Consider the following 12838-nt stretch of genomic DNA (forward strand, 5'->3'; position numbering starts at 1 on the left):
ACGGCGAGATGGCGGCACACAGCTTCACTGCCGAAAAAGCAGAGGCGCAGTATTTGAAGTCTGCTGCAACCTGTACCAAAAAGGCGGTCTACTACAAGTCCTGCGCAGTCTGCGGTCTGAGCTCCGAGGGCACGGCGGATGAGGCGACCTTCTTCTCCGGCAATGCGCTGGATCACGACTGGGGCGCTTGGACGCAGAACAGCGATGAAGAGACCCACACCCGAATCTGTAAGCGTGACACCAGCCATACGGAAACCGAGAATTGCCATGGCGGCACGGCGACCTGCACTGCCAAGGCTGTCTGCACGGTCTGCGGCGGCGAATACGGCGAGATGGCGGCACACAGCTTCACTGCCGAAAAAGCAGAGGCGCAGTATTTGAAGTCTGCTGCAACCTGTACCGAAAAGGCAATCTATTACAAGTCCTGCGCAGTCTGCGGTCTGAGCTCCGAGGGTACGGCGGATGAGGCGACCTTCTTCTCCGGCAATGCGCTGGACCACAACTGGGGCGCTTGGACGTCCAACGAAGACGGCGCCCATACCCGCACCTGCACCGTTGACGGATGCTCTGCAGGCACGCAAACGGAGAATTGCATCGATGCAAACAAAGACCACAAATGTGATATCTGCGATTATATAATCAGCGAGTGTGCAGACGATAACAAAGACCACAAGTGTGATTATTGCGGCAAGAAGCTGACTGAGCACACCGGCGGGAAAGCGACCTGCAAGGACAAGGCAAAGTGCGAAGTCTGCGGTGCGGAATACGGTGAGCTTGATGCGAAGAACCACACCAACTTAAAGCACTTCCAGGCAACTGCGGCGACCAAGACCACCGAGGGCAATATCGAGTACTGGTACTGCGAAGGCTGTGGTAAATATTACAGCGACAAGGACGGTACAAAGGAAATCAAAAAAGCCGACACCGTAACGGCGAAGCTGAAGGACGATTCCAAATCTCCGCAGACCGGCGATACAAGCAACCTTGCTTTGTGGATTGCCTTGCTGTTTGTCAGCGGCGGTGCAGCCATTGGCACAACGGTTGTCAGCAGAAAGAAAAAGTACAACAGATAATTGAATAGCGTTCCCTTGCCCCATCTTCCGAGCAAGACAAAAGCGTCGTAGCGATACGGCGCTTTTTTGTTACCCGGAAGCGACAAACAGCGGCTTTTGAATGGTTGGCGGTAAAGGATACCGCCGCTAAAACAAAGCCGCTCATATCGAAAGAAAACGCCCAAAATCGCCCCGAAACTATACAGCGGGAAACGGTTTTGGGCATTTCTGCGTTTCGGGAGCAAATCGGCAATTCGGCAGTGAAAAGGAGGTGCTCGCTATGCCCCGTATGCCGAAATACCTCAAGGAAGAATGGGCGTTCTTTCTTGATGAGCGTGGCAGGAAGAAATACAACGAGCTTTGCAGGAAATGCGAAAGGAGCTGCAAGCAGCGTTTCCTACTATCAAAGACAGTATTTCAATGCGTCCTCTGCCGTGGAACGATTGCAGGAACGGTATGACCGGCTCAAAGAAAAATGCCAGCCGTTTTTGCAGGAACTGGAACACTTTCCAAAGCTGGTGGAGGTCTTTGTGAAGAAGGTCAAGGAGCTTTTCAGTATCAAGGAAGCGCAGGAGCGCAAGGAACGGGAGGACAGAGCAGCCGCCAGAAAATAACAATCCAAACACCGTCGGGGCAGAAATGATTGGGAACGATAATCCCTTCCATTACTATCACGACTTTTTAACTTCTTCAACACTTGAATTACGGAGGTACGAAAATGAAAGACATTACAAGCACGATTACCAAGCCCCTCGCCGTCCTCGGAGAGAACGGCAAGGGCTATACCAAGGAAGCCAACTTCATTTCCTGGAATGGCAATGCCGCCAAGCTAGACATCCGAGAGTGGCATCCGAACCACGAGCGCTGCGGGAAGGGTATCACGCTCACGAAGGACGAGGGCAGAAATCTTTACGCAGCACTCAAGGCAATCTATGAAAAGGAATAATCCTTTTTCGGCTGGTAACGGGGCGTTCGGAAACGGACGCCCCTATTTTTACGGAGGGAGGTGATGACCGTGGAGGATATGAAAACCGGCTTTGTAGAGAGAATCGGCGGCACCATTTTCGTTGTCAACGCAATGCCCGCAGAGAACGCAAAGCATACGCAGGATGAGCTTGTAAAGGCTCTGATTGCAAGAGAAGCAATGGCTTTGCAGGAAGCAGATGTTGCCTGATTGCCAACACGACACCTAAAGGTGCCACCCCATCTGATCCGTTCTGGGAGAAAGCAGGGTAAGCCGTCAAAACTGGATACAAGAATGAAGTTTTTACAGGAGAACAATCCTCTTGGAGCTAATCATCCGGCGGTAAAGCAGTATAACAAATGTATGAGAGGTGCCGGAGATACCGTTCGTTCTATTATTATCAGTGCAAATTCCAGACTGGCATTTCTTGAAAATAAACAGGTACTCAGGCTGCTTTCAAAGGATGATCTTAATCTGCCTGAAATAGGGATAGGAGTAAATGGGGATGGTGAAACAAAGACAGCTCTGTTCTGTGTAATTCCAGATAGTGATAAATCATATAACTTCATTATCGGAATGTTATATACACAGATATTCCAGGAGTTATATTATCAGGCAGATTTCAATTGCGGTGGCAGATTACCGATTCATGTGACATTCATGCTTTATGAATTTGCAAATGTTGCATTGCCGGATGATTATATCCTTGACGAGATTGCCAAGTTTGTTGCTGTGCCACATAATTCCTGTCGGAGCTTTTCGGGGACAGCCGCTGTACGCCCAAGCCTTAATATCTGCAGGAGAGCCGACGATATATGTTTCCGTATCTTCCGTAAAATCAACAATTATGCCAACCGAAGCAATATCCGCGCAATGTTCAAAAAAATTCATCATAAAAGTTTATTCCTTACCATATAAAGTTGTTTTTCAAATTATCTTTCTTGGAAATTTTCCTGTACTCACTCGGTGTGATCCCTGTTCTTTTTTTGAATATCTTCATAAAGCATATCTCATTTCCGTATCCGCAGAGGTCGGATATTTCCTTAACGGTCATATCGGTGGTCGAAAGATAATATTGTCCTGTCTTGATCTTTGCGGATAAAATATCTTCATAGCAGCTTATCCCGAATTTCCGTTTGTATATTGCCTGAAGATATGACGGACTCAGATTCATTTTTTCAGCAAGCTGATATATATTGCTGTAGCTCCCTGCATTGCTGTAAATATCGGTGCGGAGCATTTCAAGAGCGGAAATGCGGCTTTTATCGCTGTCAGGATTTATGCTGCTTTCGGATATTTTCATAAGTATCATTTGCATAAGCATATTTTCGTACTGTTTCCTGTTGGTCGAACCGGCTACATTTTCACGGCATAATATCGTAAGCAACTCTTCAATTGCAGGAATATCCGCCGAGGTGATAAGCGTGTCAGTTTTTATCCCATTCATAAGCTCGGTATCGTCCGTATCAAAATGGACAAAGTGATTAACATAACTTCCGCACAGAGTTTTGTAATGCTGCATTGTTCCCTTGCTGTATAAAATGAGACTGTCGGGAGAAACGGTTATTTCTTCACCGTTTTGTATCAGAACAGCGGAGGTCTTGAAGATAACAAGAAGATCATCTCCCGAACCATCCGGTCTGCATATTTCAAAATTCCCTTTGTGTCTTACGTTCTGACAGACTGTGTTTATACTTATCATATCATCACCTCAAAGTACGAACGGTTAGTATAATAATGTTATAAGTCATTGCAATACCAAAGTCAATGACTTATATATGATAATATAATAATTCAGTATGCGGCGGAGGTATAATATGAAAAAAATATCAATAGTAATAAATGCAGACGACCGGCTCGGACATATCTCTCCCGAGATATACGGACATTTTTCCGAGCATCTCGGAAGATGTATCTACAACGGTATATATGTGGGTGAAAATTCACCTATTCCGAATACAGACGGAATAAGGAATGATATCATCGAGGCGTTCAGAAATATAAAAGCTCCCGTTTTCCGCTGGCCCGGCGGCTGCTTTGCGGAAGAATATCACTGGCAGGACGGTATCGGTGAAAAAGCCTTGCGCCGAAAGATCGTGAACACGAACTGGGGCGGAGTTACGGAGGATAATTCTTTCGGTACACACGAATTTATGCGCTTCTGTGAGCTTGTTGGCTGCAAGCCTTATATAAACGTCAATGTTGGCAGCGGCAGTGTTCGTGAAATGTCCGAATGGATAGAATATATGACCTCAGATGCGGAATCGCCTCTCACAGAGCAGAGAAAGAAGAACGGCAGAGCCGAGCCGTGGAAACTCGAATACCTCGGTGTCGGCAATGAAAACTGGGGCTGCGGAGGAAATATGCGTCCCGAATATTACGCCGACGTTTATAAAAGGTATCAGACGTTTTGCCACAATTATTCGGGAAACAGACTTTACAGAATAGCCTGCGGTCCAAGCTCTGCCGACTATAACTGGACAGAAGTCATGATGAAAAATCTTGACAGCAATAATGTTGATGCTATCGACCTGCATTATTATACGATGCCCGTATGGCCCGAAATGGAATCAGCCACCGATTTTGACGATGAGCTTTATTATAAAACTATCGCTGCAGCGAACTTTTCCGATGAGCTTATCACAAGACATTCGGAGATAATGAATCGCTATGATCCCGAAAAGAAAATAGGACTTGTAATAGGCGAGTGGGGCTGTTGGCATAAGGTAGAAGAGGGTACGAACCCGGGATTTTTATATCAGCAGAATACTATGCGTGATGCTATCGTTGCTGCAATAGAGCTGAATGTTTTTAACAGACACAGCGACCGTGTTGTAATGGCAAACCTTGCACAGGCGGTGAATGTTCTCCAATCGGTCATTCTTACAGAGGACGATAAGATGATAAAAACGCCTACATATCACGTTTTCGACCTTTTTAAAACACACCAAAACAACGAGGCAGTTTACTGCTATACGCAGAACGAAAATATGTCGGAAGGCAAAAATGCTCCGATGATCTCGGTTTCCGCATCGGTGAACGAAAAGAGTATGACCGTTACCGCCGCAAACTGTTCGCTTACGGAAGAGGCTGCTGTTGAATGCAGCATTTTCGGATTTAAAGCATCATCGGTTTCGTGCAGGATACTTACAAACGAGGCGCACAGCTATAACGACTTTGACTGTCCCGACAGGGTGAGCATTACCGAGCATACGGCAGTCATCAAGGATAATGTTTTAAAGCTGAATATTCCGCCTTGTGCTGTTGTGGAATGTGTTGTTGACTAAATATTGGGGCATATTCACAGTGCATTTCGTCTTTATAATAAAAATATAAGCATAAGAGCTGCGTTTCATTAAAGAAGCGCAGCTCTTTATGTGAGAATGTATAAAAAACACATCTCCCCAACACCACTAGATGAAGAGATGTGCCTACACCCCAAAATACGGTCTCATACCATCCAGAAACGCTTCTGTCAGGAAAGCAGACACCTTGTCGCTGCTTTCCTGACAGTTATCCACCGCAAACTTGTGCAGGATACCAACCACGCCGCCTATTGCGTATGCTACGGCGTATGAGTATTTCTCCTGGGCCAGGCCGGTCTTGCTGGATTTTTCCAGAATTAATCGCACGTATCTATGGAACATTGTCAGTGCCTTTTCCACGAAATCATAAGCCTCAGGTGTGGCAATGATGATCATGAGAAATTTATTTGCTTTCATGTATTCGCATAGAGACCTGAAGAACTGGTGGCAGATCTCAAGATTGCCTTCTGGTTTGAAGCTATTCATGATCTGAAATATTTCATCGATGATGCGGTCTTCCATGGCATTGATGAAAGCAGGCATGTCTTCATAGTGGTTGTAAAATGTGCTTCTGGTCACACCTGTGAGTTTGGTTATCTCGGACACGCTTATTTTGTTCAGAGCCTTTTGACCTGCAAGTATCTTGAATGCATCTAGAAGGTCACTTTCAGTTCTGTCATATCGGGGATCGGTTGAGTTGATCATGGCTGTCTCCTTTATCTGCTGCCTGGCTTGGTGCTGCAGTTTTGTCATTATCTAATACAGCAATGTTACAACAATAATGCGTGTGAGTCTATTGTTATACGAGATTTCTTTTGATCTTTTTTGTCGAACTCTTTTCAAACGGCTCTTTTCTTATATCCAGTGCAGAGATCCTTTTGTATGTTGGCTGGTTTTTGTTGAAAGTATCAATAATTTTTTGCAATTTTTCAGAAGTTCTGTCTGCATCCATATGTTTCTTATCTACAAAATCCTGATCTGGATATATGTGAGCAGTGAGATGGTTGCCGTCGCCGGTAATGACTATTTCTGAAATAAGGGGCTCTATAGAAAGCTTTCCCTCCAGTTCCTCAGGGGATATGTTTTCACCATTTGCCAGAATGATGAGGTTCTTTTTCCTTCCGGTTATATACATAAAACCATCGGAGTCGAGATAACCAAGATCTCCGGTGCAGAGCCAGCCGTCTTGAAAAGCTTCTGCGGTCTCGTTTGGCATGTCGTAGTATCCGGACATGACGCTTGTGCCTTTTACCTGAATTTCCTCGTCGACAAAACGAACAGCACAGTTGTCCAGGAGTTTGCCAACGGATCCGGGTCTGTTGTATCTGTGATTGTTGGAGCAAATTACAGGGGAGCATTCAGTCATGCCGTATCCCTGGAGTATGTCTATTCCATATTTTTTGAATTCGGTAACATACATAGGATCCAGATATGCCCCTCCGCAGAATATATATTCCAGTTTACCGCCAAATGCTTCCTTTGCAACCAGCTTTTTAGGAAGGAGAGGGTTGACATCTTTAAGTTTTTTGTAAATGGTTTCTACCATGAGAGGAACCATCAGCATGCCAACGGGCTGGAACCGTTTCATGTTTTTCAGCATGTGTAGCAACGAGTCATTGATGCAGATAGTGGCGCCCAGTGAAATGCCCTTCATCCATTCCATTGTCAGGCAGAAGGCGTGATGTATAGGAAGAACGCTCAGAATAGTTACACCAGGTTCCAGATTTACATATACATTTTCAACATTTTGTGCGAGATTGAATTGAGACAGCATGACGCCTTTGCTTTTACCTGTTGTTCCAGAGGTATACATAAGCGTACACATTTTATCCTTATCCTGATCGGCAAATGCAAAGTCATCCGGTATGGTAATTTCGCTGCGGAGCTGTTCAAATGACAAAATTGCTAATTGTGGATTTGAATCTGCACCCTCCGGACGCTCTATATCGACTTTCTTTTCCATGGTGAATACAACATTCATTCTAGGACAATCTGCTTTCAGTTCTGTTATCACATCTTTTCTGGATGCTCCGCAGAATAATGCAGTTGATTCTGATCTATTCAGAAGTTCATGTAATTCCGGAGCAGACAGGTTTGCATCCAGCGGTACAGCAGTATTTCCCGTGAAAAGTATAGCCATGTAGGCGCAGATCCATTCATAAGAGCTGCTTCCCACCAGTGCAATATGTGTTCCGCAGAGTCCATTATTTCGTAAAATGACAGCAGTTTTGCGAATATCATCCCACATATCTCCGTAGCTCTTTTCAACAATCTCTCTGTGAGACAGATATTTAACAGCTATTACATCTCTATATATCCGACAGCTTTTTTCAACAATTTCCAGAATAGTTTCTTCCATATATCATATCTCCATTTCTTTTATGTGAGGCAAAATGGGACATACTCCGTCGTCCCAGATTTTTAATGTTAAACCGATGCAGAAGAGCTTGTCAGGTTGTCAAGGTACTTGATGGCGTCTTCTATAGTGTGAATATTGATGATCTCATCTTCATCGATTTCCACGTCAAATGTATCTTCAAGGTCGCCGAGAAAAGTCATGAAATCAAGGGAGCTAAAGCCCAAATCTTCTATGAATCGCATATCATTAGTGATCTCATCAGCTGGTGTATTGCAGTATTCGGCAACAATGTTCAAAAAAGTTATATTAGTATTCATATTAAAATTCTCCTTATTGAATTAATTAAATGGGGCAGGAACCTCCGTCCCCAAAAGATGGTCAGATGCATTCGATGATTTCGCCCACGGTCATTTCTGGCTCGGCAATGCCTTTGAAGATTATCTTCATAAGGTAGTAGTAGAACAGTTCAATGTCCTGTTCGGAGAGACTTGCGGTCTGGTATCTGAAATAGAAATTCAGGCCCAGATCATTTGCACTGTGCATGACGGTGAGATAGATCTTTTGTTTTGATGTACCATTTGGAATCCACATACTCCTTACGGAAATGTCTTTGAGATGCGGATTTTTAAGCCTGATAGGAAGAGGCTGGTAAGTAAGCCCCACGCTCTCATAAGTAGTGTGTGGAGGAGTGTGGAACATTTCTTTCATCTGGTCAGACAAAAGTTCCGGGTCATAATTGCAGTGTCGGTATACATGATTCTGAACATCCTGAATCATGAAAACTGCATCCAGAAACTCTGTGTCTGGATCAATGATGGTTCTGCAAGGGTATGCCATTGCGCGAGAGCCACCTGATACCCACTCGGCATGTGTGGAACGTCTTGAAACATAATTCCTTATGGAAATGTCAGTCTGTCCGCCATTTGCCTTGGAGAGATAAGTTCGTATTCCCATGAGAATGAGGTTGGTCATGGATATGTGATTGTTCATACAAAAATCTAGAAGATTCTGGGTTGGCTCAGCATCTAGATGATAGTTCTTTGTAGCGACAGACAGGTTGTTAATTTCCTGATCTGCAGCGCGGAGTGACTTGTCATTGTGAAGGCGCCTGCTTTCCTGAAGTATCCGTTGTCCCTGTATATCGGAGTAAATAGGTTCTCCATTTTCCTCCAGCACATTTTGCCAGTACATGCGGTCTTTTGAGACACGTTTTTCGTCTGTGCTTTTTTTAAGATCACGTTCGACCATGTCAGTGAAACTTGCCATGTCCTCGGGATAAGGCGTGCCAAATTTGTAATGACAGTACAGTTCCATGATGTCATTCACCATGACGATAGCTCCACATGAATCCATGAGTCTGTGATCGATCTTGATGTACAGCCCATTGTAGCCACCCGGAAGCGAGATCATTTTTATCACATTCATTGGAATATTGTCCCCGTCAAACGGAATTCTGGACCATTCTTCCATGCGGTGGTAAGCGTCATCACCGGAAAGCCATGAAAGGTTTTCGTAATCAATATCTCTGTCATCGTGAGAAACAACATATTGCCGTACCTCTCCATTTGGGTCAACTTTTGTAAAACGGATTCGCAGGCATTCGTATCTTTCGTACTCCAGCTGTATGCATTTTTTCAGCAGACCAAAATCAAGCGGCGCCTGCAGAGTCATACAAATGCTTATATTTGCGACTTGCTGAGTGCCAAATTCAATAATTGGTTTGAAATGTATCTTTTGTGAAGGTGTTAATGGATAATATTTTCTTGGCATAATTTATTCCTCCTGATGTTCTGATACGCTGTGGGAAAAGTTATCACAAGAAAAATGAGGATTCAATATGCCGGATCCGCTAATGGACACTTTAGATGAAATTGACCGGAAATCGGGGACGTTCCTTCTGTCACCAAGAGTGTCCCCCTGTAACGAATAAGACAGGGGGACACTCTTGGTGACAGAAGGAACGTCCCTACATGTAATAACTGTTATATTTGGTTATAGAAATCTCGGCAAACCCTTGAAAATACTAAAATTTTCGTGGGTGTCCTCCCCGTCACATCTTGTATTGTGTTATATCGTTTTACCCTTGTTTATGAACCCTCATAAGGGAAAAAACAAGGGAAGGAATCAACTGCGAAAACATTGTTTTTGACCAGTTAGGTAGAAAAAATTACCACCTATTGATAAAGTATAGATAATAATCCTAATCCAGATATACTACAAAGCAAGAAAGGAGGAAAATCATGAAACTGAATATTAATATCGATGCGGAAGCTAAAGAACCTGAAATTATGATTACAACAGCACAGATGACGGAAGAAGTTAACAGAGTTGTTGATTTTGTAAGCAGATTAGATGATGCTCCAACAATTATTTCCGGTATCAGAGAGGATAAGGTCGAACTATTAGATCCGGATCACATAGTAAAGATTTACGCAGAAGACAGTAAAGTTTTTACCCAAACAGACAATGGTACGTATCAAATTAGATTGAGACTATATGAAGCGGAAGAAAGATTGGATAACAGTAAGTTTGTAAGGATATCAAATTCAGAAATTGTGAATCTTAAGAAGGTTAAAAGCCTTGATTTAAGCTTTGTAGGAACAATTTGTATGGAATTATCGAATGGGACTGTAAGTTATGTTTCCAGAAGATATGTTTCAAAGATCAAAAAAGTATTAGGATTATGAGGTGACTAAAAATGAAAAAAGAATTATTTTCTAGAATATTTGTTGGATTATTGGGTGGAATTGTAATTAGTTATTTGATTACAATTGGAATTTCACTTGCAATCGGTGATGGTAGTTACTATTCATGTGTTCCGAGTTTGATTGAACGATTTGGCAATGAGGTAACAGCGATTATCATACAGACTGTTTTAAGTGCCGTTCTTGGAGCAGGATTTGCAGGAGCATCTGTTATCTGGGAAATAGATAAGTGGAGTTTATTAAAACAAACAAGCATTTATTTTGGAATTGTATCTGTACTTATGATGACAGTTGCATATATTTGCGAATGGATGGAGCATTCTGTTAAAGGTGTATTAAGCTATTTTGCTATTTTTGTTGCAATATTTGTTGTAGTTTGGATAGTACAATATTTGATTTGGAAGATACGTATTTATAAGATAAAAGAAGGCATTCAAAAGAATAATTAGTCGAAATACACAGAGTACAAATCGAAGATTTGTGCGGTGGGTGTATTTCGCTCTACGAGGCTGAAAAATGATTTGTGCTAAATATAAAAAGATTATGAATTTTTAGAAATTCATTGACAAAAGAATGGCATTTGGTTCAATAATATTGAAGGAGGGTCCTGCCGATAAGTGGACGTTCAAAAAGCGTTAGGGTCGCTACGGTGACACTACATTCAAGGACTATGGAAACATAGTCCTTGAAATATTTTAAAGAAGAAATGAATGATTCAAGCACCATTAGAAGTATATCGTATTGATATGAAATACATCAGAAACTTACATAATATAGATGACAGAGTTTTATCGGTATCTCCTCAGATTGGTAAGGACGAGCGACCTTTTCTTGGAGTGCTTGTTATTTGTAATGAACATAAGTATTGTGTTCCCTTATCTAAGCCAAAGGAAAAGCATGAAAAAATGAGGGATAAAATTGATTTCAAAAAGATTGTATGAATTGTAATTTTCCGCATTGAATATTAAGAGACTTGTTGGTGTATGTCTTTTGCTGTTTTATTATATTCTTTCAAAAAATGAAAGCTAATCTTTGAATAAATATCTTTTGAATTTAAGTGACGCTTGACACATTTTCCCCGTCTATTAGAGTGAAAGGCCTTAATACAAAGGAGGAGGAGAAGCCTATGGATGATAAGCAGATATTAGATTTATATTGGGAGCGCTCCGAAGCTGCTATATCCGAAACTTCAAAAAAATACGGAAAGTATTGCAGATACATAGCCTTTAATATTCTTCACAATGACGAAGACAGCGAGGAATGTGTAAATGATACTTATTTAAGAGCTTGGAACAGCATACCGCCTAACCGTCCATCTGTCCTAAAAACTTTTTTAGGGAAGATTACTCGCAACTTATCTTTGGACAGGTACGAACTGCTCAATGCAAAGAAACGTAATGGCGGGCAAATGCCATTGATTCTTGATGAAATACAAGAGTGCATACCATCGTTGGATAGTACAGAAAACATTGTTGAAGAAATTGCTCTAACGGATATTCTCAACCGCTTTCTTTCTTCCCTGTCATTAGAACAGCGAAAAATCTTTATGAGAAGATATTGGTACTTATCGCCCATTAAAGAAATTGCAACGGAATATGATATGAGCGAGAGCAAAATCAAGATGTCATTATTTCGTTCAAGGAACGAACTTAAAAAATTGTTAGAGAAAGAAGGTATCTCTGTATGAAAGAAAAGAAACTTTTAAGGGCATTGGGAAATGTCGATAATCAGTATATTAAGGAGGCTGAACCTATGAAAAAAACAAGTAAAATAACTAATCGGCAAAAATGGGTGTCTGTTGCTGCTTGCTTCGTACTCGTTGCTGTGATTGGAGTGGGAGTTTTTCAAAGCAATCTGTTTGGTACAAAAAACGATATTGCCACGCTGGATGGTGGAGAAACAATTACTTTTGTTAAAAATGACTTATCACAATCTTCAATTAACTTAAATGTAACAACAAGGCCCTTGAGCGATGCTGAGATTGAAATGCTTTTTGCAGACTTGCCTGTTACCGCAGATGCTTACTTTGATGCTGACAATCATAATATTCTGGGTCTTGAGGGAAAAATTGGTGATACAAGAATGGTAGTATCTAAACAGGGTGTAAATCTATTAGATACTATCATTGATGGAAATACAATCACTTCAAGTGTAGACGGCGTTGATATCAATGCAGGATATTTCGTAACAAAGTCAAATAGTCAAGGTATCAAAACCGTAATATATTATGCAACCTTTGATATGGGAGAGAACACTATTTATGTAGAGTATTCTGGCGTTGAAAATGAAAGTGAAACTGTAAAAAACAACTTGGTAGACACAATTTTGAAGTTGATTGAGAACGGTGCATTTGATTTGAGTCAAATCCAAGAATAATCAGGGACGTTCCTTCAGTCACCAAGAGTGTCCCCCTGTAACGAATAAGACAGAGGGACACTCTTGGTGACAGAAGG

General features: G+C 42.1%; 15 protein-coding genes and 1 pseudogene. 11 read left to right on the forward strand and 5 right to left on the reverse strand.

The features are described 5' to 3' along the window. The 5 genes and pseudogenes from ABUA34_RS00595 to ABUA34_RS00620 form a co-directional block, all read left to right on the forward strand. Positions 1 to 1073: hypothetical protein (locus tag ABUA34_RS00595; RefSeq protein WP_349822675.1), on the forward strand; the 1073-nt coding region annotated here is incomplete at its 5' end. A gap of 314 nt (positions 1074 to 1387) precedes the next feature. After that, a complete protein-coding gene (locus tag ABUA34_RS14350) occupies positions 1388 to 1666 on the forward strand; it encodes a hypothetical protein (RefSeq protein ID WP_502880257.1) in 279 nt (92 codons plus the stop codon). Between the two features lie 104 nt (positions 1667 to 1770). Next, on the forward strand, positions 1771 to 1998 hold the full coding sequence (locus ABUA34_RS00610) for a YdbC family protein (RefSeq protein WP_147566903.1): 228 nt from the start codon (positions 1771 to 1773) through the stop codon (positions 1996 to 1998). A gap of 69 nt (positions 1999 to 2067) precedes the next feature. Next, the gene (locus ABUA34_RS00615; protein WP_187116368.1) at positions 2068 to 2226 is read left to right on the forward strand and encodes a hypothetical protein; all 159 of its coding nucleotides are present in this window, start codon (positions 2068 to 2070) and stop codon (positions 2224 to 2226) included. After that, positions 2223 to 2718: pseudogene (locus ABUA34_RS00620) on the forward strand (type IV secretory system conjugative DNA transfer family protein); the annotation flags it as partial. The gene ABUA34_RS00615 and the pseudogene ABUA34_RS00620, both read left to right, overlap by 4 nt. 205 nt (positions 2719 to 2923) lie before the next feature. Here the strand turns inward: ABUA34_RS00620 and ABUA34_RS00625 are convergent. After that, positions 2924 to 3718 (reverse strand): helix-turn-helix domain-containing protein, encoded by a 795-nt coding sequence (locus ABUA34_RS00625; protein WP_349822677.1) that lies wholly within the window; start codon positions 3716 to 3718, stop codon positions 2924 to 2926. A 115-nt stretch (positions 3719 to 3833) separates the two neighbouring features. Between ABUA34_RS00625 and ABUA34_RS00630 the strand changes: the two genes are divergently transcribed. Beyond that, on the forward strand, positions 3834 to 5303 hold the full coding sequence (locus ABUA34_RS00630) for an alpha-N-arabinofuranosidase (protein WP_004853264.1): 1470 nt from the start codon (positions 3834 to 3836) through the stop codon (positions 5301 to 5303). 144 nt (positions 5304 to 5447) lie between these two features. Here ABUA34_RS00630 and ABUA34_RS00635 read toward each other — a convergent pair whose 3' ends face one another. From ABUA34_RS00635 to ABUA34_RS00650, 4 genes are all read right to left on the reverse strand, one after another. Further along, positions 5448 to 6074, reverse strand: coding sequence for a TetR/AcrR family transcriptional regulator (locus ABUA34_RS00635; RefSeq protein WP_349822678.1), 627 nt, complete (start codon positions 6072 to 6074; stop codon positions 5448 to 5450). A 46-nt stretch (positions 6075 to 6120) separates the two neighbouring features. Further along, positions 6121 to 7680 (reverse strand): AMP-binding protein, encoded by a 1560-nt coding sequence (locus tag ABUA34_RS00640; protein WP_329988391.1) that lies wholly within the window; start codon positions 7678 to 7680, stop codon positions 6121 to 6123. 68 nt (positions 7681 to 7748) lie between these two features. Further along, on the reverse strand, positions 7749 to 7997 hold the full coding sequence (locus tag ABUA34_RS00645; RefSeq protein ID WP_015534183.1) for an acyl carrier protein: 249 nt from the start codon (positions 7995 to 7997) through the stop codon (positions 7749 to 7751). A 61-nt stretch (positions 7998 to 8058) separates the two neighbouring features. Further along, positions 8059 to 9450: a condensation domain-containing protein gene (locus ABUA34_RS00650; protein WP_055144127.1), complete on the reverse strand. Its 1392-nt coding sequence runs from the start codon at positions 9448 to 9450 to the stop codon at positions 8059 to 8061. 470 nt (positions 9451 to 9920) lie between these two features. Between ABUA34_RS00650 and ABUA34_RS00655 the strand changes: the two genes are divergently transcribed. From ABUA34_RS00655 to ABUA34_RS00675, 5 genes are all read left to right on the forward strand, one after another. Next, a complete protein-coding gene (locus ABUA34_RS00655) occupies positions 9921 to 10367 on the forward strand; it encodes a LytTR family DNA-binding domain-containing protein (protein WP_004853256.1) in 447 nt (148 codons plus the stop codon). Between the two features lie 11 nt (positions 10368 to 10378). Then, positions 10379 to 10834: a DUF3021 domain-containing protein gene (locus ABUA34_RS00660; protein WP_004853253.1), complete on the forward strand. Its 456-nt coding sequence runs from the start codon at positions 10379 to 10381 to the stop codon at positions 10832 to 10834. 261 nt (positions 10835 to 11095) lie between these two features. Next, positions 11096 to 11326, forward strand: coding sequence for a type III toxin-antitoxin system ToxN/AbiQ family toxin (locus ABUA34_RS00665; protein ID WP_015534180.1), 231 nt, complete (start codon positions 11096 to 11098; stop codon positions 11324 to 11326). A 185-nt stretch (positions 11327 to 11511) separates the two neighbouring features. Then, on the forward strand, positions 11512 to 12072 hold the full coding sequence (locus ABUA34_RS00670) for an RNA polymerase sigma factor (RefSeq protein WP_044998344.1): 561 nt from the start codon (positions 11512 to 11514) through the stop codon (positions 12070 to 12072). After that, positions 12069 to 12761 carry a hypothetical protein gene (locus tag ABUA34_RS00675; RefSeq protein ID WP_004853247.1) on the forward strand — a complete coding sequence of 231 codons (693 nt, stop codon included), beginning with the start codon at positions 12069 to 12071 and terminating at the stop codon, positions 12759 to 12761. Before ABUA34_RS00670 ends, ABUA34_RS00675 begins: the two co-directional genes overlap by 4 nt. Positions 12762 to 12838 lie beyond the last annotated feature (77 nt).

This window comes from Coprococcus sp. RTP21428st1_C9_RTP21428_210409, from assembly GCF_040227395.1.
In the GTDB taxonomy this organism is placed as follows: Bacteria; Bacillota; Clostridia; order Lachnospirales; family Lachnospiraceae; genus Coprococcus; species Coprococcus aceti.

Excerpts from the sequence above, each read along its gene's own strand:
- ABUA34_RS00670 (WP_044998344.1), top strand. The coding sequence starts at position 11,512 with ATGGATGATAAGCAGATATTAGATTTATATTGGGAGCGCTCCGAAGCT.
- ABUA34_RS00630 (WP_004853264.1), top strand. The coding sequence starts at position 3,834 with ATGAAAAAAATATCAATAGTAATAAATGCAGACGACCGGCTCGGACAT.
- ABUA34_RS00635 (WP_349822678.1), bottom strand. The coding sequence starts at position 6,074 with ATGACAAAACTGCAGCACCAAGCCAGGCAGCAGATAAAGGAGACAGCC.
- ABUA34_RS00655 (WP_004853256.1), top strand. The coding sequence starts at position 9,921 with ATGAAACTGAATATTAATATCGATGCGGAAGCTAAAGAACCTGAAATT.
- ABUA34_RS00675 (WP_004853247.1), top strand. The coding sequence starts at position 12,069 with ATGAAAGAAAAGAAACTTTTAAGGGCATTGGGAAATGTCGATAATCAG.
- ABUA34_RS00625 (WP_349822677.1), bottom strand. The coding sequence starts at position 3,718 with ATGATAAGTATAAACACAGTCTGTCAGAACGTAAGACACAAAGGGAAT.
- ABUA34_RS00610 (WP_147566903.1), top strand. The coding sequence starts at position 1,771 with ATGAAAGACATTACAAGCACGATTACCAAGCCCCTCGCCGTCCTCGGA.
- ABUA34_RS00645 (WP_015534183.1), bottom strand. The coding sequence starts at position 7,997 with ATGAATACTAATATAACTTTTTTGAACATTGTTGCCGAATACTGCAAT.
- ABUA34_RS00640 (WP_329988391.1), bottom strand. The coding sequence starts at position 7,680 with ATGGAAGAAACTATTCTGGAAATTGTTGAAAAAAGCTGTCGGATATAT.
- ABUA34_RS00665 (WP_015534180.1), top strand. The coding sequence starts at position 11,096 with ATGATTCAAGCACCATTAGAAGTATATCGTATTGATATGAAATACATC.
- ABUA34_RS00650 (WP_055144127.1), bottom strand. The coding sequence starts at position 9,450 with ATGCCAAGAAAATATTATCCATTAACACCTTCACAAAAGATACATTTC.
- ABUA34_RS00660 (WP_004853253.1), top strand. The coding sequence starts at position 10,379 with ATGAAAAAAGAATTATTTTCTAGAATATTTGTTGGATTATTGGGTGGA.